This is a genomic window from Streptomyces sp. B6B3 (assembly GCF_039871525.1).
Taxonomy (GTDB): domain Bacteria; phylum Actinomycetota; class Actinomycetes; order Streptomycetales; family Streptomycetaceae; genus Streptomyces.
Genome location: NZ_JBDPLU010000003.1, coordinates 337308 through 358851 on the forward strand (window position 1 = coordinate 337308; position 21544 = coordinate 358851).

A 21544-nucleotide genomic window follows, 5' to 3' on the forward strand; every position below is an offset into this window, starting at 1 on the left:
CGACGCCGGGGAGGATCCGCCGCTGTTCAGGCGGTGCGGACGCGTCTGCGGTCGGTCGGCTCGAACTCGACGCGCGTGGTCATCTGGGCGAGGCGCGAACTCACGCGGTCGCCGAGGTAGGCGCGCAGATCCCTGATCGCCAGGTTGGTGGTGACCAGGGTGGGGAGCAGGTGGTTGTACCGGTGGTTGATGATCCGGTAGGTCACTTCCTCGACCCACTCACTCGGCTTGGCCGCGCCGAGGTCGTCGATGATGAGCAGGGGGCAGCGGCTGACTGCCGCGAGTGCGCGCTCGCTGTCCGCTCCGGGGCGGGGGCGCAGGTCGGCGTACAGGTCGGCGGCCGAGGTGGCGCGCCAGCGCACGGTGATGCCGTCCCGCACCAGCGCGCGCACCGCGCCGTAGGCCTGGTGCGTCTTGCCGGCGCCGACCACCCCGGCCATCAACAGGCTTGGGCCGGTGGTGATCTGCCGTCGGGCGCCGGGGTTCGGGGCGGCGGCCTGCCGGGCGACCTCGCGGACCCAGGCGAGGACCTGCGGGTGATCCGCAACGGCGTCTCGATAGCGCGGCGGCACCCTGGTGAGCAGGGTGGCGCGGAGCGCCTGGTCCGGCTCGTCGTCCGGCGCGGTGAAGGTGGCGGGGTCGATGTTGCGCCTCGCCAGGATGCGGGTCATCCGGTCCAGGGCTCCCTGGCCGAGGGGCCGCGGTTCGCGTGAGCTCATCACAGCTCCTCGGCGTAGGCGGCGGTGTCGGTCGGGTTGGTCCATCCCCGGTGACTGGGCAGGTGCGGGCCGGTGTTCGGCTGCGGTGAACGGGTGGGCCAGGTGTTCATGGAGTCGTTGACCAGACTCGGCAGGCGGCTGGGGTGGCCCTGGATCTCGGCGTACCGCTTGAGCCCGGCGCGGATGTGCGTGACCGCGATGTCTTCCGCCAGGAGCCTCTTGATGAGGCGGCCGAGATGTCCGAGCACGTCGGCGGGTGGGCGTTCGGCGCAGGCGGCGACGTACTCGCCGACGAGGTCGTTGGCCGTGACGGTGGCGGCGGGCGTCGCACGCCCCGTAGGGGAAGGAGATCCCTGATCCAGGATCCTTGATCCAGGCGCCGAGCCTTCGTCGAACTCTCGGGGAGCCCTCGGCGACGGTTCGCAAAGGGGTCCCTGGACCGGAGATGCCTGGACAGGCCTGTCGCGGGCGCCGGCGGGCGTCACCGGGGCGGCCCGCTGTGCGGTCGAAGCGTCGCCGTGGGGGTCGGGAGGTGTCGGCGCCTGCCGGGCAGGCTGACCAAGGTGGCGTCGAGCGTTCGGCGAGTCCTCGGCGGCCCCTCCCGTCGGTGTCGGCGATTCCCTGGCCTCCGCGGCGATCGTGGTGCAGACGCCCTTGCACGGGCCGCATCGGTCCGCGGGTCGATGCTCGGCGCAGGTCGGGTACCGGGACTGGCTGGGCTTGTCGATCTTCTGGTGCTCGAACCAGCCCACGATGTGCAGGTACCGCTTGCCGTCGCACCCGGTGTACCGGCAGATGAGCCCTGCGTTCGTGAGCTGCTGGAGGTCTTCCTCGACGTGGACCGGTGTGTGATCGGAGCGCAGGGGCCAGAGGACTCCGGCGATGATCGCCGCGTTGTCCCGGTGGCGGCCCTGGTCGTCGGCCTGGGTGAACAGCCCGATGAAGGTCAGCACCGCCGAGACGGAGCACTCGGCGCAGCGCTCGTTGGTGAACAACTCGGGTTTGACCGTGCGGATGCGCGCCATGTCAACGGTCCTCGGGCTCGGCGGAGGCGACGGGGGCGAGCGTGGCCGTGGCGAGGTGGAGAACCTGGGACCGGGTCCAGTCCGCGTCTGGCCAGGCGCGCCTGACCCAGCGGGCGACGATCCTGGCTGTGGTCCGGCTCATCGCGACCGGCTCTCCGGCCGCGTCCGAGGCACTTGCGTACGGGCTGGTCTGTGGCGCGGCCGGGTCGAAGGCGCCGACGCGGATGGTGGACGTGTCGGGGAGCATGTCGGCCAACTGGGTGGCGAGACGATGTTGGCGGTGATTCGGCTCAGGGTGTGCCGGAATCCCGCTCGGCGAGGCGAGCATGCGATACTCCGTTCCTGGTAACTGCGCGGCGCGGCGGTCTCCTGCAAAAGCTCCGCCGCCCGCGAGATGTGAATGGCCCCTTCGGGGTGCCGGTCCGGCGTCCGAGAGTTGGTAGCTCTTGGGCGCCGGCGTCGTTCGGGCGTAGCGCGTCAGCGCGTCAATGTCCTCGTCGCCGGTCCCTCCTTTTCTGTCTGCTTGGCGGCCCCGCGCCTCCGTTGCAAGTACAGGGGGGTCCGGGTCCTCATCGCCTCACGCTCAGCGTGTTGCAATGCGTCTCACCGCGTCTCATCAGGTACGCGACACCGTAGTGGATGATCTACGACGTCAGCGTACACTCCAGTTGCGCCAATGTGTAGCAACCACGGTGTTGCGCCTCACCCCGACAGAGCGACCCTTCACCACTGGAGTGGGTAGGATCTCTCTCACGGCGAAGGAGGTGGACATGGCCGAGGAACGCGCGCGTACCTTCGCGGAACGCCTGGATCATTTGTTCAGGGAGGTACACCCCAGCAACCGCGGCTCGTACACCTACGCAGAGGTCGCGCAGGGCATCCGCGAGATGTCCGGCGATGAGATCGCCATCTCCGCCAGCGCCATCCAGCAGTTGAGAACCGGCGTGAAGTCGAATCCGAAGATGCAGACGATCAGGGCGCTCGCCGACTTCTTCGGGGTCCCCGCTGGCTACTTCTTCGACGACGAGGTAGCCGAACGCACCGAGGCCGAGATCCGCGTCCTCGCCGCCATGCGCGACCAGGACGTGCGCAAGGTCGCCCTCCGCGCGAACGGACTCAGCACCTCAAGCCTCCAGATGCTCAGCGCTGTGATCGAACAAGCACGGCGCCTCGAAGGTCTCCCGCAGGACGGGGACGACTCAAGTCCCGCCTCGCGCAGCTACTGAACTTGATTGGGTGATGTCGGGGCGTTCGCCCGACGTGCGGGGTTGTTGCCCTGTAGATCCTTGAGCGTGAGGTATGAGCAGGGCAGCGGATTGACCGACGCCGGGAGGGCTGTGCGGGAGGGGGTTCGGCTGGAGGCCGTGGCCCGTTTCGAGGCGGGAGAGACGACCAGTTGAATCGCTGCCGCGTCGCGGGTGAGTGAGCGGTCGGTGAAGGGCGCGCCCGCGTGCGCCGTCGCCGCTTTGTGGGGAGCTGCCGTGGACCCTTTGGAGTGAATCTCGGCGTGTGGAATGCTCCACCTCCTTGCGCCAAGTAGCTTCGGCATGGGTTCAGTTGACCGGCCCAGACGCAGCAGGAGTGAAAGATGGCCGACACGGCAGAGAGCGATCCGCAGGTGCGCCGGTACCGGTACACGTCGCCGGGGTGCAGCGTCATCGTGACGGTAGTCGTCCTCGGCCTGTCGGGATTGGCCGTTCGCCTGGCGACCGATGAGTCCTGGGTCCTCCCCCTGGCCGTGATCGCCCCGGTCGCCGTTCCCGTCCTCTACCTGTTCCTCGAAATGGTCTGGAGCACGACCAACGTCGGCGATGACCACCTCACCGTACGGCGACTGCTCCGGACCCGGCGGACGGCCTGGCGCGACATCGTCGCCATCGAGATCGAGGTGATCTCGGCGGACCCGAACGCGGCGCGCAGGGGGGCCCAACCAACCGGGGTCGCTCTGGTCTACGATCGCGCCGGCCGCCGGTTCCTACCTCCCGGTTTCGAGTCCAGCCCGGTGGCGTCACTGGAGGAGAAGCTGCGCCCCATTCGGGAGACGTGGGAGAGCCGGCGCGGCAAGGAGTGGACGCCACTGCCGGAAGCCGTCGAGGGCGCGAAGGCGGACGCACGGGAGGGGAGGACCGTCGAGACCTCGGTCGTGACGGCGGTGGGGCGTGGCTGGTATGCGATGCGGGGGGCGTTCGGCGTACTGATGCTGGTCCTCGCGATCGCGGCGGTGAACGGCTGGCTCGGCGCCATGCCCTCCGTCTGGGCCATCGCGGGCGTCGTCGCGGGGGTGTTCGTGGGCGTCTTCCTTGGCTCCCTCGCCTTCGACCGTCGTCGGGGCCAAGTTCAGTAGCGCCTCGTGCGTGATGGCAGCACTCCCAGCCTGACCCGCGAGTACGTCGACAGGCGGGCGATCGCCGTTGTCCGGCAGCCAGACATCTCATAGCCCAAGCAACACCGGCCGCTCCGGAATCCCACCGGTGATCAGCTCGGTCAACGGAGTAGCCAGATCACGCGGGCCGAACAAGTCCGGACCGCGGTACTCCGCGATCTCGCGCAGTCGCCACCACCGAAACCCGGCGATGTGCTCGGCGGCGAGCTCGCCGTCCGTCAACGCACCCCTGGGATGGAACGCACGCGCGCGGACGAGGAAGTAGTCGTTGATCACTCCGTCATAGCCACGAGCATGCCCGGCGGCGACGATCTCCTGGTGCCACACATGCGGCGGTTCCACATCGACAGCCAACCCGACCTCCTCAAGCAACTCGCGGTGCAATGCGGCAAGCGGAGTCTCACCCTCCTCGATGCCGCCGCCTGGAGTCGCCCACACGACACGCTGCGGGAGGACGAACCGGCAGAGCAGAATGCGGTCCTCCTCATCGAGCGCGATCGCGCGAACCGCATGGCGAAGCTTCAACGAGGACACCGCGGCACCCTAAGCGCCGACGGAACAGTGCGTCGAGGACTACCGCGGCTTGGCCCTCAAGTCGACGCCAAGCTTCAACACCGCAGCATCAAGTCGCGGAGGTGACGCCGTCACGAGGACTCCCGACCAGGCTCCGGATGAGGCCAGGACGTCAGGAGATCGAACAATCCAGCCGGAAGCTGAAGGACTCAACGGTGGAAAGATGAAACACTGCTGCGCGGAAGCATCAAGTTTCTCCTCATGCTTGGCATCCTGTCGGCGTCGAATAGCCAACAGCCGCAGATGCGCGATCTCGCAGAGGAGGATTCAGTGCCTCGGCTCGCTCCCCAGGACGATCAGCTTCGCAACCGCTGCGAAGATCAGATTGACCGCCTAAGCCTTCCGCATCGCTTCAGCACCGAGCAATTGCGGGATGCCGTTGCGCTCCTCAGGGGTAAGCCGATCATCCTGAAGCCACTCAGCACGCTCGGTGCCACGGATGCTCCATGCGGCATCCGTCTTGAGATGCCCGAGGTCGACCTTCTCTTCTACGAAGAGAGCACATCGTTGCTTCACCAACGGCATATTCTCACGCATGAGCTGTGCCACGTTCTGTGCGATCATCCAGGAAGCCTGCAACTGGACGCCGAGGCGACACACCCACTCAACTTCAATCCGACCCTCGTCCTACGCATGTCCGGACGAACGAGCTACGCCACCGAGGATGAACGCGAAGCCGAGATGATGGCCACCCTGATTCAGCAGCGCATCTATCGTGAACGCGAACTCCCTGCCAGGCGACCTGCAACGGGCGCCCAGAGCTGGGAGGCAGTGTTCTCCGGTCCTGGCAAGAAGGGTTGAACCGCCCTCGATGAATACGCTGTTTCTGGGAGTCGCCGCTGTCATGGCCCTCGCCGCGGGCTACTGGGCTCGTGGAGGTGGAGTCCAACGCCCTACGGGCACGTGGGCCATGGTCGCCATGTTCGCCGCATTCGCCGGCTCCTTCGCCTCGTACGCGCCGCTGGTGTCGGATGCCATCGAATCGGTCGTGCCGCACGCCGCGCGTCTGCTCAGCAACTCCTTCACCATGGCCGGCGCGACGGCGATTCTGATCTTCACCTTCCAGCTGAACGTGGAAGCCGAGGAGGCGCGCCCCCGAATTCGTGTGCGACTGATGCTCCTAGCCGGCGTGGTCCTCACGATGACTCTTCTGTTCGGTGTGGAACGACTGACGGGCGACTCCGCATACGTCTACGCTCTGTACGTCCTTGTCTACATCTCCTCCCTCCTCCTCAGCTTGGTGGACTTCCTTGGACAGACGTGGAGCCAATCGAGATCCGCGCAACGCCAAAGCCTGCGCATTGGACTGCGCGTGGCGTCCGTCGGATGCCTCCTCGCCCTGATCTACGTGGCGTACAAGGTGGCTGTTCCCGTCTCCATCGGCCTCGGCGTGCCGATCACTTCGGATCAGCATCGCGAACCGTGCTCGTCGGTGCTGGTCTGGCCGTGCGGGTTCAGCGTCGCCACTCCGGCGCTCGCCGTGCTCCTGATCACCGTGGGTCTCACCCTGCCGAGGATCACCTCGCCCATCAGCCAGGCACTGCACCGACGATGGGAGGCTCGTTCCTACGCGAAGCTCGGACCGTTGTGGGAAGACCTCTCCTCCGCGGTACCGGAGATCATCCTCTGGCCCGAAGACCCGGTTGGGAACACCTCCCGGAAGGACGTCGGTCTCCTCCTGCATCGACGCGTCATCGAGATCTACGACGCCGTACTCACTCTTCGCCCGTACCGCTCGAAGGCCGTGTACGACATCGCGCACCACGCCCTCGCCACGAGTGGTGCGGCGGCAACCGCTCACGGCCAGGCCAAGGTGGAGGCAAGCGTCCTGAGAGCCGCCGTCCGGGCCAAGCGATCCGGTTGCGATCCCCACCCCGAAGTCGCTCCCCCAGCTCTCGGCATGCCCTCAGGGGACGGCGACCTACGCGCCGAGACCCAGTGGCTGTTGGCACTCGCCGGCGCCTACTCAAGCGAGGAGGTCATCCGCCTCGCCTCGACCGAATCGTCCCTGACAGCAGGAGTCTCAACATCGTGACTGACCCGACCCTGGACCCCGGGTTCTTCCAGGACCCCTACACCGTCTACTCCCGGCTGCGCTCCACACACCCCGTGCAGCCGATGCCCAGCGGCAACGGCGGGCGCGTCAGCTACGTCATCACCGGGCACACCGAGGCCCGCGAAGCCCTCGGCGACCCCCGGCTGTCCAAGGACACCGCCGCGTTCTTCGCCAGCCGGCCTTCGCGACGCAACCTCCATCCCGCGGTGGCCGAGAACATGCTGGCAACCGACCCGCCCGACCACACGCGACTGCGCGCGCTGGTCACCAAGGCGTTCACCACCGGGGCTGTTGACCGGCTGCGCCCGTACATCGACCAGGTGACCCACAGCCTTCTCGACCGGTTGCCCGTCGGCGCCAAGGCCGACCTGGTGGCCAGCCTCGCCGTCCCCCTGCCGGTGACCGTCATCAGCGAGCTGCTCGGCGTACCCGAAGAGGACCGGCCAGACATCCGACGCTGGTCCACCGACCTGTTCGCGGCCGGGCAGCCCGAACGCATCGACACTGCGTCCCACGCCATCGCCGGCTACATGACCGACCTCATCGCCGCCAAGCGACGTCAGCCAGGCAACGCGCTCCTGGACGCGCTCATCGCGGCCCGGGACGGCGACGACCGCCTCAGCGAGGAGGAACTCGTCTCGCTCGCCGTCCTCCTAGTCGTCGCAGGCCACGAGACAACCACCAACTTCATCGGCAACGCCGTCCTGGCCCTCCTCCAACACCCCTCCGCGCTCGCCCAGCTGCGTGACAACCCCGGCAAGATCGCGGGCTGCCTCGACGAACTGCTCCGCTACGACTCACCGCTGAGCATGGCCACCTTCCGCCACTCCACCGAAGCGCTCACGCTCGGCGGCGCCCAGATTCCGGCGGGCGTCCCCGTCCTGGTCTCCCCCGGCGCCGCCAACCGCGATCCCCAACGCTTCCCCTCACCCGACCAACTCGACCTCGCCCGAGACGCCACCGGCCACCTGGCCTTCGGCCACGGCATCCACCGCTGCCTCGGCGCCCCCCTCGCCAAAGCCGAGACCGAGATCGCCCTCCGAGCGCTCGTGACCCGCTTCCCCGACCTCCGCCTCGCCGTTCCATTCGACGACCTTCGTTGGCGCCATACTCGGCTCATGCGAGGGCTGGTCGCCCTGCCAGTACTGACCTGACCGGCGGTCCAGCGATCGGGTGCTACCGGCCCTGGGCAAGAGTCTGGTCCAGCATGGCTACTGAACTTGATTGGGTGATGTCGGGAGTGATCGAGGCGGGTTGTCCAGGGTAGGCCGGCCTGGAGGAGGCGGGCGTCGACGAGCCGACGGCGAGGCGGATGAGCAGCCCCCGAGCCATATCCCGGCAGCTCCAGTCCGGTGGCGTGGGCGAGGAAGACGATGGGCGTGCCGACGAGCCAGTATCCGATCAGGGTGATCGGCAGGTCGTTTGGAGCCGGCGGCCTCAGGTGTCGGAGGTCTCGCTCTGTGCCGCGGGCAACCATTGCGGGAGGGAGGGCACCGATCCCTGGGTTCCCAGTATCGCGTGCGTCCCCGGGCCGCGGACAGCGTGCTCCGGTATGCCGTCTCCGTCATCCCGCTCTGGAACGGTGTCGCCGTTACGGCGGCGCTGTGGATCCGATGGTGGCGCCCGAGGTCGCGGGGCCGACCACGCTCCGGCTGGTGCCCGGCTGACGGTTCACCCGGCTGCCCGCTTCTGGTGGCTCGGCTGTCGGGGCGGCCGAAGACTGGTTTGGACCGAGACAGCCACTGATGCGGGCGCGTCGCGCTCCGCGTGGCATGCGCCCGGGACGGGTGATGACCATGGCGACCTCGCCCTTCGGGTCAGGTGACCCGTTCTCCGATCTGTTCAATCGCTTCTTCGGCACGAGTCCGTCGGCCTCTCCGCCCGCCGTGCAGCGCGTGCCCATCGGCCGGCTGCTCAGTGACTCCTCGAACGAGGTGCTGGCCGAGGCGGGCCGCCGGGCGGCACACGACGGAGCCGATCTCGACAGCCCGCACCTGCTCTGGGCCGCGACGCAGGTGCCCGCGGCGCGGCACGTACTGGAGCAGGCCGGGGCCGACCCCGACGCGCTGGCCGAGGACGTGGAGTCGGCGCTGCCCACCGGCACCGGGGACGGGGAGCCGGCGCTCACCCCCGCCGCCAAACGGTCGCTGCTCAACGCCCACACCCTCTCCCGCCGGGCCGGGGCCTCCTACATCGGCCCCGAGCACATCCTCGCCGCGCTGCTGGAGGACCCCCGGTCGGGCGTCGGCCAGGCGCTGCGCTCGGAGGGCGCCTCGTCCGCCGCGTTCCCCGACGGCGCCAGGGGCCGGGGCGGGGGCGCGGGCGGGCGCGCCGACACCTCCACCCTCAACGAGTTCGGCCGCGACCTGACCGACGAGGCCAGGAACGGGCGGCTCGATCCGGTGGTGGGCCGCGCCGAGGAGATCGAGCAGACCGTGGAGGTGCTCTCCCGCAGGTCGAAGAACAACCCGGTGCTCATCGGCGATCCCGGGGTGGGGAAGACCGCCATCGTCGAGGGCCTGGCGCAGCGGATCGTCGCCGACGACGTGCCGAAGGCGCTGCGCGACCGGCGGGTCGTCGAACTGGACATGGCCGGGCTGGTCGCCGGCTCCCGCTACCGCGGCGACTTCGAGGAGCGGCTGAAGAAGGTTATCGACGAGGTCACCGCGGCCGAGAAGGGCATCATCCTCTTCGTGGACGAGGTGCACACGGTGGTGGGCGCCGGGTCCGCGGGCGAGGGCGCCATGGACGCCGGGAACATCATCAAGCCCGCCCTGGCCCGCGGCGACCTCAGCCTGGTCGGCGCGACGACCATCGACGAGTACCGCAGGAACATCGAGAAGGACGCCGCGCTCGAACGCCGCTTCCAGCCCGTAATGGTGCCCGAGCCCACCGTGGAGGAGACCGTCGAGATCCTGCGAGGGCTGCGCGACTCCTATGAGGCGCACCACCAGGTGCGGATCACCGACGAGGCCATCGACACGGCGGCCACCCTGTCCGACCGCTTCATCACCGACCGCTTCCTGCCCGACAAGGCGATCGATCTGATCGACCAGACCAGCGCCAGGGTGGCGTTGCGCGGTGGAGAGGGCGACACCGAGAACACCGACCTGCAGGAGCGGCTCACCCGGCTCAACCGGGAGAAGGACGAGGCGGTCAGCAGCGAGGACTTCGAGCGCGCGGCGGAGTATAAGCGGCGCATCGACGAGACCGAGCGCCAGCTCGCCGACCTCGGCGAGAGGCCCGCGGGGGTCGCCGACGTGACGGCCGAGGACATCGCGGAGGTGCTCTCGCGCCGCACCGGCATCCCCGTCTCCCAGCTCACCCGGACCGAGCGCGAACGGCTGCTGCAGCTGGAGGAGGCCCTCCACAAACGTGTCATCGGGCAGGACGAGGCGGTCACCGCCGTCTCCCAGGCGGTGCGCCGGGGCCGGGCCGGCATGGGCGATCCCGACCGCCCCACCGGCAGCTTCCTCTTCCTCGGCCCCACCGGCGTCGGCAAGACCGAGCTCGCCAAGGCGCTCGCTGAGCTCCTCTTCGGCGACGAGGACCGGATGGTGCGCCTCGACATGAGCGAGTTCCAGGAGCGCCACACCGTCTCCCGACTCGTCGGCTCGCCGCCCGGATACGTCGGCTACGAGGAGGCCGGGCAGCTCACCGAGGCGGTGCGCCGCACGCCGTACAGCGTCCTACTCTTCGACGAGGTGGAGAAGGCCCACCCGGACGTCTTCAACCTGCTGCTCCAGGTTTTGGACGACGGGCGGCTGACGGACGCCCAGGGCCGCACAGTCGACTTCCGCAACACCGTCGTCATCATGACCAGCAACCTCGCCTCGCACCGCATCCTGGAGCATCACGGGGCGGTGGACGAGATCAGGGACGAGCTGATGGCGGAGCTGCGGTCGCACTTCCGCCCGGAGTTCCTCAACAGGATTGACGAGATCGTCGTCTTCCACGCGCTGGCCAGGGACGACATGAGGCGCATCGTCGACCTGCCGCTGGAACGCAGCCGCCGCAGGCTACGCGCCCAGCAGGTCGACCTGGAGGTCACGCCCCAGGCCAGGGAGTGGCTGGCCAACCACGGCTACGAGCCCGAGTTCGGCGCACGGCCGCTGCGCCGCACGATCCAGTCCGAGCTGGACAACCGACTGTCCACCATGCTGCTGGAGGGCACCGTCACCCCGGGCGACACGGCCGTCTGCGACGTCCACGACGGCGAGTTGGAGTGCTTCGTCAAGGACGGGACCGAACCAGGAGAAGTCGCCGGCACCGAGTCCCGCCCGCCCGCGGAGGGTCGAGCCGGCTACTGAGGTCGGCCTCCCACCGAAGCCCGCCCTGGCCACTCGGCGGCGGTGGACCTGGCTGGCACCTGTTTGGTCCGGGGGTATGTCTGCAGGCGGCGTTGGAGCAGCGGGCTTTCCGGGAAGTCCTGGTCCAGGAGGTGGTGGGGCGTGGCTTATCGCGGGTTGGTCCTGGATTTCGCCGGGGTGCTGGCGACCGGCATCAGGGAGGCGACCAGGGAGTGGTGCACCGCGCAGGGGTTGTCGGCGGGAGCGTGGCGTCACGCCTTGGATGTGGACCCAGCGGGCCGTGAGCTGTACCGGGCATTGGAGGCCGGGCGGATCTCGCAGGCCGAGTGGAACCGACGAACCGCGACGCTCCTCGGCCTGACCGAAGCGGACAACCTCATGGGGCGAGCCTGGGCCGGCGTGCGACGGGCCGGGGAGATCATCGCCCTGGCACAGGCTGCCCGAGAGGCCGGAATGACGGTGGCCATGCTGTCCAACAGTTTCGGCCTGGACCCCTACGACCCGTACGCACACATCGGAGTGTGGAACCTGTTCGACGTGGCGGTTATCTCCGAACGTGAGGGGATCGCCAAGCCGGACCCCGCGATCTACCAGCTCGTTCTGGACCGGATGGCCTTGCCGGGCGCGGAGTGCTTGTTCGTCGACGACCAGGCGATCAACCTCCCGCCCGCGGCCGCGCTGGGCATCACCACCGTGCAGGCCAGCCCTGACACCACCTACGTCCAGCAGCTCACCCAGATGCTCGGCCTGCCACCAGCAGGCACAATCTGATCTTCGAGCGCGCTCTCACGCAGCCTGAAGGCTGGGATCTGTGGCCAGGGCGGCGGTGCGGTCGTGGAGGGTGCGGATGGCGGGGTGGGTGGCGTAGTGGTTGGTGGCGGCCGTCAGGGTTAGCACGCGGGAGCGGATGAGGGTGCTGTCGAGGCGTTCGGCGAGGTCCAGGGCGTCGCTGGCGACCGCACCCGCGCGTTCGGGTTCGTCCTCGTCCAGGTACGCGGCGGCCATGCCGATCATGTCCATCGCTCGCACCCGGTCGTACCCTTCGTCGCGCAGCTCGATGGCCCGCGCGAAGTGGGTGCTGGCCGGGCCGATCGACCGGCCGTGCAGGAGGAGCAGGTCGCGGTGCGCGACGGCGGTGGCGCCGGCGAGTTCGGCTGGGGTGAAGTACGCGATCCACTCCGCCACGGGTTCGCCGGTCGTCTCGGCCTCGTGGAGGTGGTCGGCGGCGCGGCCGAGCATCGTGCGGGACTCCTGGTGGTCGCCGAGGGCGGCGAGCATCCGGCCGCGTTGTGCGGTCAGCATGCCGAGCAGGCGCTGGTTGTGGGCCGGGCCGGCGATGGTCAGCGCCCGGTCGAGCAGGGCGAGGGCGTGGTCGGGGTGGCCGATGTAGACCATCTGGTGTGCCATGCGTGAGACGACCTCGGCGCCCCGCCCGGGGTCGTCGGCCTCGCGGGCCAGGGCCACCGCGTAGGCCCAGTAACGCTGGGCGATGCCGTACAGCCCGGCGTCATGGGAGGTCCAGCCCGCGAGCTGTGCCAGGTCCGTCGCCGCCTGGTAGAGGCGGCGGGCGACGGCCGGGGACTGCTGGTCACGCAGCAGACCGATGACGGTGTTGAGTTGGGCGACGATGGTCTGGCGCCACAGCTCCCCACCGTGGGAGGCGTCCAGGGCCCGTAGGTGACGAACGAGCGCCTCGACGCCTTCGACTTCGTTCGTTCCGATCTTGCCCACGGCGGGCTGAGCCGGTCCGTGAGGGACAGCACGCCACAGGCGGTCGGCGGCGGCCAGCAGCGGGGCTCCGAGCGCGAGTTGGGTCAGGTCCCGGCGGGTCAGCGTCATCAGGTCACCCCCGGCGAAGCGGTGCAGGGACTCCAGCGTCTCCCGCATGGTGTCTGGGCCCCAGGCGGGGTCCAGGGGGTCGGCGCTCGGACGAGCCAGTCCGATGTCAGCCAGCGTAAGCCGTTCGCCGAGGTGTTCACGCAGGACGGCGAGGAGGAGGTCGGGGACGGGTTCGCGAGGGCGTTCGCCTCCGAGCCAGCGCCCGACCCGGGCGGTGTCCACCGCCACGTTCAGTCCGGTTGCCTGGGCCAGGGCGTTGATGCGGCGAGCGGTCTGTCGGTTGGAGAGTCCTGCCAGGCGCAGGGTCTGGGCCAGGCGGTCGTTCGGCGTGCGCGCCATTCCCGCAGCATCACCGATGCGCAACCCCTCCGCAACCCCCTGTAACCCTGGTCCGCTGACCTCGGAGGCGTCACGGTGATGAGGCGTCATCAACGTCTCGGGGCCCGTCCTCAAGAGTCGAGCGTTCTGATCAAACCGAATCGAGCGCTCCTCGGGCCCGCATCACGGAGGTACCTCCCATGCGGCATACCGCCACTACGCCTGACACGTCTGCCGGAAGCTCCGCGTCCTCGACCCGGCCGTGTGTGACCTACTTCGATGTCGTCCGCGACGGTCGGGCTGAGGCGGTGCAGATACTGCTGGACTGCTACGCGGCCGCGCACGGCATGGAGGTCGTGGCCCGGTTCCAGGACCGCATGGGCTGCGTCGACCCCAGCGAGAAGCCGGAGCTGGGCAAGGCGCTGGACCTCGTCCGAGCCGGTGGGGCGCAGGTCCTGCTGGTGATGAGCCAGAGCATGATCTCCGTCCTGGCCGAGGAACGCGCCTGGGTGTCCGCGGAGATCGCGGCTGCGGGCGGCGCGGTGGTGGTCATGGGGTGGCCCCGACGAGAGGCGGCGCTGCTGCCGGACGGGGTGGTGGCACATGGCTGAGTGGTTCCCGCCCCGCGTGGGTGGCCGCGCGGTTCGGTTGTCGGTGGCCGGGACGACGGTGACGGTCAGGTCCCCGCTCCCGGCGGTGGTCGAGAAGGTTGCCCGCTACGTCGCCCCGTGGTGGGACGGCGCGCCTGGTCAGGGAACGACGGGGCCTGTGGTCACCGCCCGGCTCGGTGGGATCGAGGACCTGGAGCGGGAGCTGGCCGGCGGTGCCTGGCGCGAGGTGCCCTACCCGCGGGCGGCGACCCGTTACGCCCGCCTCCGCTCCGGCACCAGCGTGGTGGCCGTGACTCCGACCGAGCGCGTCGCCTTCCGCTACACCCCGTCCACCGGGCGGATGGAGGTGCACGGCCACGAGCCGGAGGCGTTGGTCCGGGCTGGCGTCCGGGCGGCGCGCGAGTTGGCGCGTGCGCAACTGATCAGAGCCGGATGGGTCGTTCTGCACGCCTCCGCCGTGGTGGCTGCGGACGGTCGGGCCGTGCTCGTTCTGGGCGGGCGAGGTGCGGGGAAGTCCACGGCCGCGCTCACTCTGGCCTCGCGAGGCGCGCGCCTGCTCGGCAACGACCGGGTGTTCGCCCGTGCCCGCGACGACGGTGCCGTGGAGCTGGCGCCGTGGCCGTCCGGCGCGGCTGTGGGCCTGGGGTTGTTGGGTGCGTTGGGGTGGACGCGGGTCGTGCGCACACGTCTCCTCGGCGGAGCCGAGCCGCATCCGTCGCAGGACGCGAAGGTGACGGCGGCGATCGGCGCCGGGTGCACCGGGCGGCTCGGCGCCGACGGGCGGGAGTTGAAGGCGCACCTGCGGCCGCACGAGTTCGCCGAGTGGTTCGACGTCGCCTGCGCGTCCTCGGGCCGGGTGGCGGCGGTGTTCTTCCCGGCCGTCCGCGAGGGCGCTGTGCCCGGGATCGATGTTGGACGCCGGGTCGCGGTGTCGGAGTCGGACTTCATGATGGGCGACCAGGAGGACTCCTACCCCGACATCTTCGGGCTGATGGACGGCCAGGTCGGCGGGACCGCGCACGCCCGGGCGGCCGTGGCCGCCGCGCTGGGACGCCTGCCCACGCACGCCGTTGTGCTCGGTCATGAGTCGGGCGGGAACGCCGCGTTCCTGACCTCGCTGCTGGCCAAGCCCGCCGCCGCGGCCACGAGGGCCGTCCGGTGAGCGCCACGGGCAGCCGGCCGGTCGCCGTGCTCAGCGCGGGCCGGCTGCTGGTGGTCGAGGCACCGCTGACGCTGCCGACGTGGTGGCCGCAGATCGCGCCGCATCTGCCCGGCACCGCCGCCGACGTCGTACCCTCCCGGCTCCCGGCCGCACTGACCGGCGTGGTCCGGGTGCCGGGCGGGCTCGGTCCGCAGGATGTGCGGCGGTGGTTGGGCGCACATCTGCATCGGATGCACCTGGAGTACGGAACGTTGTGCGTCCACGCCGTCAGCCTGTGCTCGCCCGACGGCGGCGGGGCGGTGTTGTTGCTGGGCGGCCACGGAGCGGGTAAGACCCTGGTCGCGCTCGCCCTGGCGGGTTCGGGGTGGCGGGTGCTGGCCGGCGACGTCACCCTGCTGGACTGCACGGGCCCGGTTCCGGCGGTGCTCGGCGGCACCACGGCGATGCTCGCCCGACGCGCGCCGACCCGCCGGTGGTTCCCCGACCTCGACCTGGATTCGGTCGGTCCGCCGATCGTGGACCTGGGCGGGCGCGCCGAGCTGGCCGTCGCCGCCCCGGGGCGGCCGGTGCCGGTGTCGGCCGTGGTGGTGGCGGACGTTGATGGCGACCCAGCCGCCAGCGACGGTGCCGTCGAGCTGCTCGACGAGCACGTCGTGGCCACGGTGTGGCTGCGAGCCAGCGGGCACCTGCTGGACCGGCTCCTCGCACACGAGCGGGACACGATGCCGCTGCGCTCGCTGGAGGACGCGCCGGCCGCGCGCCATCGGCTCGGCCTGATCCGGGCCCTGACGAAGGCGCTACCGGTGCACGCGTTGTGGGGCTCGCCGCACGCCATCGCCGCACGGGCGGCGCGCCTCGCCGTCGATCACGCCGAGGAGAGCCATGACGCCCTCCGCTAACACCGGTACCGGCACCGGCCACCACCGTTACGTCGGCGCCCGGGTGCGGCTGGTGGCCGGCCGGGCCCGGCTACAACCACCCGTCCCGACGCCGGCGAGCATGGTGGCGGGTCGTTTCAGCGTGCTCAGCCCCGGCACCGAACGCCGCCACCTCGCCGGTGGCGCCTCCCGCGACGCCGGCTACATGACCCTCGGCCGAGGCAGCGACGCCGAGGGCTGGACGCTTGCACCGGTGCCGCACGGCGCCGCGTTCGACCCGACCCTCCCGGGCGCGGTCACCGCCCCGCCCGGGGTGCCCGCGACGGTGGCGGCGGTGGCCCGCTTCCAACAGCTCGCCGTCATCGGACTCGCACGCGTGCCGCCGTACACGACGCTGCACGGCACCGTCATCGTAGGCTCCGGCCCTGTCGCGCTGGGCTGCGCGCTGGAACTGCTCCGCCGCGGGGCGATCGGCATGCGCGTGATCACCACCCGCCGGCACCCAGCGATCGCCTCGGTGCCAGGCGTGCGGTGCGCGCCCTGGCTCCACGGCACGCACCCTGGGGACTCGGGCCTGGTCATCGACGCCGCCGGGACGCCCGAGCGTGCCGCCGCGCTGCTCGGGCCCGGCGGAACGCTCGGCCTGCTCGGCACTCCCCCGCGGACCGCTGCCGTGACGGCGTTGGGCGCGCACCGGGGCGGATGGACCGTCATCGGGATGCACGAACTCGCGCCCGCCCCGCCCGGGTACTACCAGGACGCCTACACCACGGCCGCCACCTGGCTCGCCGAACGCTTCACCCCCGGACAGCTCTCCGCCTGGTGCCGGATCGTCCCCGGCGCCGAGGCGCCCGAGATCTACCGGCTGCTGGGCTCTCCCGGGCGACCGGCCGAACCGGTCATCCTCTTCGACTGGGAGGCCCGATGAACGCCTCCGGGCCGGTCGGCCTGTACAGCATCTCGGTGCGCGGTCTCGACGTCCCCGACCTCCTTGCCTGGGCGGGCGGGCACGGGATCCCGTTCCTGCATCTGCGCGGCGGCCCACGCGGGTTCGATCTCGCCCGACGCGACAAGGCCACCCTCCGGCGATGGCGGTGCTGCGCCGCGCAGGCCGGGGTGCCGATCACCGGCGTCACCGCCGACGTGGACCTGGCCGAGGTGCTCGCCGGCTCCGCCACCCTGCGGGCCGCGGCGCGCGAGGAACTGCTTCGCCTCGCCGACGCCGCGGCCATGGTTGGGGCGGGTTGGGTGCGGCTGCTGGCGCGTACCGAGCCGCGCGGCCGCTACCTCGCGGCGTTACGCACTGGCGAGGTCCCGGACGCGGCGCTGCCGTTGCTGGTGGAGTTGCACCACCCGCGGTGGCTGGCCCCGGCCGCTCACGTCGCGTTGGAGTTACTGCTGGACCGCACGCCTCGCCTACGGCTGCTGGCCGACATCGCCCAGCTCACCGCCGCACTCCCCGAAGCCGGCAAGGCAGCGGGCGCGGTGCTCGGGGCCGTTCTCGCCCGCGCGGAGGTGCTGCACCTGTCGGACGACGGCACCGGCCTGCACGCGGGCGGTCATGACCGGGTGACCCAGTTCGTGGCCCAGCGGGTCGTCGCGGGAGTACCTGTCGAGGTCGCCGTCGAGTGGACCGGCACACCGCGCACGGCGACCGAGTGCCTGGCCCGCTACCGGGCCGCGTCCGCGTGGTGGCACGGCATGGTCGAGCGGGCCGTAATCGGTGCGCGGCCCCAGCCCTCGGCGCCCCTTAGGGTAGTTGATCGCTCACCAAAAGTGACGTCGAGCGAGAAGCCGCCAGAGACGGAGCAACGGACCATGCCACACTCCACGGCCACCTCACCCTCCACCACCCGGATCTCCGAGATCCTCGCCGAGTCCTACGGGCTGACCGGCGCCTGGCTGCGCCGGCTGGACGGGCAGGTCAGCGTCAACTACCGGGCCCAGACGTCCGACGGCCGGGTGGTGTTCGTCAAGCACTACGTCGACGACGCCGACCTGGCCGCCGCGCCCGGGGCGATCGCCCAGACGCGGTTGGTTGGCCAGCACGGCGTGCCGGTCGCCGCCGTAATGCCCTCCTCCGGCGGGGAGCCGATCACTCGACAGGGCGACACCGCGGTGTCGGTGTGGGAGTGGATGCCCGGACACACAGTCGAGGACGGGCTCAACCCGACCCAGCAGGCCGCGGCCGGCCGCACGCTCGGCCGCATCCACGCCGCCTTCGCCGACCACCCGGCCAGCCCCGGCCCGTCCCCGAAGGCCGAACGGTGGCTGCACCCCGACCTGACCAAGCGGCACGCCACCATCGACCAACTCCTCACTCTGGTCAACGAGCGCACCGACCCCGACGCCTTCGACCAGCAGGCCGCCGCCACTCTGGAGGAGCGCCGGGCCCAGCTTCGCCGCCTCCCCGCGCTGCTCGCCGATCTGCCGCCCCTGCACACCCAGGTCCTGCACGGCGACTACAGCCCCAAGAACCTGCACTTCGACGGGGACACCCTCACCGCGGTGGTCGACTTCGGACCGCCGGAGCCGTTCCTGGCCGCCTATGAACTGGGGCGGATCGCGTTCGACCCCCGCTCGGTGGTCCACAACCCCGACTGGATCACCGCCGGCATCACCCTGGTGACCGCCTACCTCGACGCCAACCCTCATCTCCCCGCCGCGGACGTCCGCTCCTGCGCCCGCGTGGCGCTGCTCCAACTCGCCACCAGCCTGTACGGCGTCAAGGAGCACTACCTCAAACCAGGACTCCACCAGGACGACCTCGACCGGTTCTGGGTCCTACGCCACCAGGCCACCACCCGGCTCCTGGACCACCTCGACGAGGTCGAGACCACACTCGCCACGGCGGCCCGCAGCAGCCGACCGCTCCCGTAACAACAGAAAGGGCGACGATGACCACTGCACTCTCCAAGCCGAGCCGTCCCACCTGGACCATCCTGCGCGGACCCATCGACGAGGAACAGATCCGAACCATCACCCAGGACATCGCCGCCACCCACGGCCTGACCACCGCACCCGCCCGTGACGGCGTCGTGGAGCTGACCGACGCGTCCCGCCCAGGCCGGGAGGTGACGCTGCGCTGGAAGTCCTTGGCCCCGCAGCCGCCCCGGACGCTCGGCCACCAGTTACCGCCACCGGCCAGCGTCGAGATCCTCATCGACCCCGGTCCCGACGTCGAAGCCGACATCGTCCAGGAACTGCACGAGCGGCTGACCGCAGTGACCGCTGCCTACACGCCGCACGAACTCGACGGCATTCGCGGCTCAATGCCCCTCCTACGCCGCCACGCCGCCCCCGACCCGGCCTTCGACGGCTGGGCCCTGATCTTCCGCGACCACTTCCTCGAACACAGCGTCGGCTTCGTCCTGGCCATGGAGCATGCCGGTATCCCGCCGGAGTGGATCTACGCCCTGGACAAGGGCGACCAGACCGCCGGCCGCGACCGGGTCCGCGCCACGTTCCGCGCCCGCGGCTACCGCACTGGCGTGCTCGACAACACCGTCATCAACCAGCCCGCCGACCACGCCACCGAACTGGCACGCGCGAGCGCCGACATCGACGCGTTCATCGACGCCGCCCACGCCGCCGGCCGCAGGGTCCTCGTGGTCGACGACGGCGGCATCCTCGCCCGCGGCTACGGCGCCGCCGACGCCCCACGCCGCGTCGACGCCGCGCTGGAACTGACCGTCTGCGGCATCAAACGCATCGCCGCCGCCGGACCGCTCGGTATCCCCGTGCTGAACATGGCCCGCTCCCAGATCAAGACCCAACTGGGCTACCCCGAGATCGCCGACTCCTGCCTTCGCCGGCTGCGCACGATCCTCCCCGACCGCAAGTTCATCGGCCGCACCGTGCTGCTCATCGGCTACGGCACCCTCGGCTCCCGCCTCGCCCCGGCGCTGCGCGCCCTGGGCTGCCGACTCGCCGTCGTCGACACCAACCTGCCCACCCTCATCACCGCAGCCGAGGCCGGCTACACCACCTTCCGCACCGCGGCCCAAGCCCTGCGCGCCACCAAGCCGTTCTGCGTCATCGGCACCACCGGCGAGACCGCCCTGACCGAAAACGACCTGCCGCTCCTGCCCGACGGCGTGTTCCTCGCGCCGTTCGCCACCCGCGACTTCTCACTGCTCGCCCAGCGGGAGGCCGACGAGATCCCCGGCATCGGCCTCCACTACCAGCTCGGCGACGGCCGCGCCCTGACCATCCTGGGCGACGGACGCAGCCTCAACCTCTTCGAGGCCGACTCCATCCCCAACCAGGGCTACGACGCCTACCGCGCCGCCACCCTCATCGCCGCCGCCCGCCTGTGCGCCGACCCCAACCGGCTACCGCCCGGCCTCCACACCGAGCCGGCCGACACCGCCATCGCCCAGGCCGGCCTCTTCGAGTCCTACTACGACCTCTACCTCAACCCGCCCACTCCAACGACGGTCCGCGAGCAGCCGCCCCTGAAGCACGCCTGCGTCGTCGGCTACGGCGTCGCCGGCCGCCTCCACACCCAGATCCTCGAACGCCTCGGCGCCGACCTGACCATCATCGACCCCAAGCACCAGGACCTGCCCACCACGCACCGCGCCTTCACCCACCAGGTCAGCGAGCTACCCGCGAGCGTCGCGGCCGGCATCGACCTGTGGTCGATCTGCTGCCCCACCACCGACCACCTCCCCGTTCTCCGCGCCGTCCTGGCCCACGACCCGGCCGCCCGCGTCCTGCTGGAGAAGCCCGCCTGCCGCCCCACCGAGATCGACGCGTTCACCACCCTGCTGGCCCGGCACCCGAACGCCCGCGTCCTCGTCAACGACCAGTACCGCCACTCCCGAGCCCTCACCGCCCTGACCGACCTCGTTCAGCGCCTGGAGCCCGACGCCCCGCCGCACCAGATCAGCATCACCTTCACCAAGGACCGCACCGGCGACATCGCCGCCGGCCGCTTCATCGACCGCGACTACGGAGTCCTGGGCTACGAGTGGCTCCACATGCTCGCCGTCCTCGCCCGCATCCTCCCCGCCCCGCTCCTCGACGCCCACCTCACCGCCGACCCCACCACCAGCCAGCTCTGGGCGACCTACGACCCCGCCCTCTTCGTCTCCGCCCTGACCGAACGCACCACCCTCACCCGCGACGACGGCGGCCCACTCCACCTCGAACTGGCCTCCTCCATCCTCGGCCCCCGCATCCTCCTCGGCCCCTCCCCCACCCCGGGCTCACCCTGGCGCCAGAACATCCGCCCCACCGACGACCGTCACCGCCACGTCACCCTCCACGCCGGCACCACCCACTTCGCCCTCCACCTCGAACCCGTAACCACCCCCAACGGCTGGCAACTCGACCGCAACCACCACCGCCTCACCGCCACCCACAACGGCCAACCCCTCCACGACGAGATCCTCCACGACTCCCCCCTGGAAACCTCCCTCCACCACGCCATCACCCACCTCACCGCCACCAGCCCCGCGGCTCCCCCCGACCTGACCCCCCTCCACCGCATCGCCACCCTCGCCAACCACCTCCATCGCACGGCCCCGCATACCAAAGCCGCACTGGCTGTGTCCGGCTGACCTGGTAAAGCCACCCCACGGAGCACAACCTGACACCCGATGTCCACCGTCGTCGATGTCGACCGGGGATGTCAGCGACGGCGCTTGAGCTCGCCGCTTGCGA

General features: G+C 70.6%; 18 protein-coding genes. 13 read left to right on the forward strand and 5 right to left on the reverse strand.

Annotated features, from left to right (window positions below; all coding sequences use genetic code 11):
- Nucleotides 1–26: 26 nt before the first annotated feature.
- The 3 genes from ABGB06_RS09200 to ABGB06_RS09210 are packed head-to-tail and all read right to left on the reverse strand — an operon-like array spanning nt 27 to nt 1991.
- Complete coding sequence (locus ABGB06_RS09200) at nt 27–719, reverse strand: ATP-binding protein (protein WP_347587155.1); 693 nt, start codon at nt 717–719, stop codon at nt 27–29.
- Complete coding sequence (locus tag ABGB06_RS09205; RefSeq protein ID WP_347587157.1) at nt 719–1744, reverse strand: hypothetical protein; 1026 nt, start codon at nt 1742–1744, stop codon at nt 719–721. The genes ABGB06_RS09200 and ABGB06_RS09205 overlap by 1 nt, the downstream gene beginning before the upstream one ends.
- A 1-nt stretch (nt 1745) precedes the next feature.
- Nucleotides 1746–1991, reverse strand: coding sequence for a transcriptional regulator (locus tag ABGB06_RS09210; protein WP_347587159.1), 246 nt, complete (start codon nt 1989–1991; stop codon nt 1746–1748).
- 523 nt (nt 1992–2514) lie between these two features.
- On the opposite strand from ABGB06_RS09210, the gene ABGB06_RS09215 reads away from it, so the two are divergent.
- Both ABGB06_RS09215 and ABGB06_RS09220 read left to right on the forward strand, forming a co-directional pair.
- Nucleotides 2515–2970 carry a helix-turn-helix transcriptional regulator gene (locus ABGB06_RS09215; protein WP_347587161.1) on the forward strand — a complete coding sequence of 152 codons (456 nt, stop codon included), beginning with the start codon at nt 2515–2517 and terminating at the stop codon, nt 2968–2970.
- A gap of 362 nt (nt 2971–3332) precedes the next feature.
- On the forward strand, nt 3333–4088 hold the full coding sequence (locus ABGB06_RS09220; protein WP_347587163.1) for a hypothetical protein: 756 nt from the start codon (nt 3333–3335) through the stop codon (nt 4086–4088).
- An 87-nt stretch (nt 4089–4175) separates the two neighbouring features.
- Here the strand turns inward: ABGB06_RS09220 and ABGB06_RS09225 are convergent, their stop codons facing one another.
- Nucleotides 4176–4661 (reverse strand): NUDIX domain-containing protein, encoded by a 486-nt coding sequence (locus ABGB06_RS09225; protein ID WP_347587165.1) that lies wholly within the window; start codon nt 4659–4661, stop codon nt 4176–4178.
- A 240-nt stretch (nt 4662–4901) separates the two neighbouring features.
- Between ABGB06_RS09225 and ABGB06_RS09230 the strand changes: the two genes are divergently transcribed.
- The 5 genes from ABGB06_RS09230 to ABGB06_RS09250 all read left to right on the forward strand — a co-directional run bounded on the left by ABGB06_RS09230 (nt 4902) and on the right by ABGB06_RS09250 (nt 11837).
- The gene (locus tag ABGB06_RS09230; RefSeq protein ID WP_347587167.1) at nt 4902–5501 is read left to right on the forward strand and encodes a regulator component; all 600 of its coding nucleotides are present in this window, start codon (nt 4902–4904) and stop codon (nt 5499–5501) included.
- Between the two features lie 43 nt (nt 5502–5544).
- Nucleotides 5545–6735, forward strand: coding sequence for an MAB_1171c family putative transporter (locus tag ABGB06_RS09235; protein WP_347587544.1), 1191 nt, complete (start codon nt 5545–5547; stop codon nt 6733–6735).
- Nucleotides 6732–7910, forward strand: coding sequence for a cytochrome P450 (locus ABGB06_RS09240; RefSeq protein WP_347587169.1), 1179 nt, complete (start codon nt 6732–6734; stop codon nt 7908–7910). Before ABGB06_RS09235 ends, ABGB06_RS09240 begins: the two co-directional genes overlap by 4 nt.
- A gap of 642 nt (nt 7911–8552) precedes the next feature.
- Nucleotides 8553–11066, forward strand: coding sequence for an ATP-dependent Clp protease ATP-binding subunit (locus ABGB06_RS09245; protein WP_347587171.1), 2514 nt, complete (start codon nt 8553–8555; stop codon nt 11064–11066).
- 141 nt (nt 11067–11207) lie between these two features.
- The gene (locus ABGB06_RS09250) at nt 11208–11837 is read left to right on the forward strand and encodes an HAD-IA family hydrolase (RefSeq protein WP_347587173.1); all 630 of its coding nucleotides are present in this window, start codon (nt 11208–11210) and stop codon (nt 11835–11837) included.
- Nucleotides 11838–11852: 15 nt separating this feature from the next.
- Here the strand turns inward: ABGB06_RS09250 and ABGB06_RS09255 are convergent, their stop codons facing one another.
- Nucleotides 11853–13244 carry a Tat pathway signal protein gene (locus ABGB06_RS09255; protein ID WP_347587175.1) on the reverse strand — a complete coding sequence of 464 codons (1392 nt, stop codon included), beginning with the start codon at nt 13242–13244 and terminating at the stop codon, nt 11853–11855.
- Nucleotides 13245–13489: 245 nt separating this feature from the next.
- Between ABGB06_RS09255 and ABGB06_RS09260 the strand changes: the two genes are divergently transcribed.
- Genes ABGB06_RS09260 through ABGB06_RS09285 form a run of 6 tightly spaced genes read left to right on the forward strand, consistent with a single transcriptional unit; the run spans nt 13490 to nt 21441 of the window.
- A complete protein-coding gene (locus tag ABGB06_RS09260; RefSeq protein WP_347587177.1) occupies nt 13490–13834 on the forward strand; it encodes a hypothetical protein in 345 nt (114 codons plus the stop codon).
- Nucleotides 13827–14996: a hypothetical protein gene (locus ABGB06_RS09265; protein ID WP_347587179.1), complete on the forward strand. Its 1170-nt coding sequence runs from the start codon at nt 13827–13829 to the stop codon at nt 14994–14996. The genes ABGB06_RS09260 and ABGB06_RS09265 overlap by 8 nt, the downstream gene beginning before the upstream one ends.
- Nucleotides 14993–15895 (forward strand): hypothetical protein, encoded by a 903-nt coding sequence (locus tag ABGB06_RS09270; protein WP_347587181.1) that lies wholly within the window; start codon nt 14993–14995, stop codon nt 15893–15895. The genes ABGB06_RS09265 and ABGB06_RS09270 overlap by 4 nt, the downstream gene beginning before the upstream one ends.
- Nucleotides 15879–16802: a hypothetical protein gene (locus tag ABGB06_RS09275; protein ID WP_347587183.1), complete on the forward strand. Its 924-nt coding sequence runs from the start codon at nt 15879–15881 to the stop codon at nt 16800–16802. Before ABGB06_RS09270 ends, ABGB06_RS09275 begins: the two co-directional genes overlap by 17 nt.
- Nucleotides 16799–18754, forward strand: coding sequence for a phosphotransferase (locus ABGB06_RS09280; RefSeq protein WP_347587185.1), 1956 nt, complete (start codon nt 16799–16801; stop codon nt 18752–18754). The genes ABGB06_RS09275 and ABGB06_RS09280 overlap by 4 nt, the downstream gene beginning before the upstream one ends.
- Before the next feature lie 17 nt (nt 18755–18771).
- Complete coding sequence (locus ABGB06_RS09285) at nt 18772–21441, forward strand: Gfo/Idh/MocA family oxidoreductase (protein ID WP_347587187.1); 2670 nt, start codon at nt 18772–18774, stop codon at nt 21439–21441.
- Nucleotides 21442–21544 lie beyond the last annotated feature (103 nt).

What these genes read in the sequence shown, in the direction of transcription:
- ABGB06_RS09200 (WP_347587155.1), bottom strand. Translation starts at nt 719, where the DNA reads ATGAGCTCACGCGAACCGCGGCCCCTCGGCCAGGGAGCCCTGGACCGG.
- ABGB06_RS09205 (WP_347587157.1), bottom strand. Translation starts at nt 1,744, where the DNA reads ATGGCGCGCATCCGCACGGTCAAACCCGAGTTGTTCACCAACGAGCGC.
- ABGB06_RS09210 (WP_347587159.1), bottom strand. Translation starts at nt 1,991, where the DNA reads ATGCTCCCCGACACGTCCACCATCCGCGTCGGCGCCTTCGACCCGGCC.
- ABGB06_RS09215 (WP_347587161.1), top strand. Translation starts at nt 2,515, where the DNA reads ATGGCCGAGGAACGCGCGCGTACCTTCGCGGAACGCCTGGATCATTTG.
- ABGB06_RS09220 (WP_347587163.1), top strand. Translation starts at nt 3,333, where the DNA reads ATGGCCGACACGGCAGAGAGCGATCCGCAGGTGCGCCGGTACCGGTAC.
- ABGB06_RS09230 (WP_347587167.1), top strand. Translation starts at nt 4,902, where the DNA reads ATGCTTGGCATCCTGTCGGCGTCGAATAGCCAACAGCCGCAGATGCGC.
- ABGB06_RS09235 (WP_347587544.1), top strand. Translation starts at nt 5,545, where the DNA reads ATGGCCCTCGCCGCGGGCTACTGGGCTCGTGGAGGTGGAGTCCAACGC.
- ABGB06_RS09245 (WP_347587171.1), top strand. Translation starts at nt 8,553, where the DNA reads ATGGCGACCTCGCCCTTCGGGTCAGGTGACCCGTTCTCCGATCTGTTC.
- ABGB06_RS09255 (WP_347587175.1), bottom strand. Translation starts at nt 13,244, where the DNA reads ATGGCGCGCACGCCGAACGACCGCCTGGCCCAGACCCTGCGCCTGGCA.
- ABGB06_RS09265 (WP_347587179.1), top strand. Translation starts at nt 13,827, where the DNA reads ATGGCTGAGTGGTTCCCGCCCCGCGTGGGTGGCCGCGCGGTTCGGTTG.
- ABGB06_RS09275 (WP_347587183.1), top strand. Translation starts at nt 15,879, where the DNA reads ATGACGCCCTCCGCTAACACCGGTACCGGCACCGGCCACCACCGTTAC.
- ABGB06_RS09280 (WP_347587185.1), top strand. Translation starts at nt 16,799, where the DNA reads ATGAACGCCTCCGGGCCGGTCGGCCTGTACAGCATCTCGGTGCGCGGT.
- ABGB06_RS09285 (WP_347587187.1), top strand. Translation starts at nt 18,772, where the DNA reads ATGACCACTGCACTCTCCAAGCCGAGCCGTCCCACCTGGACCATCCTG.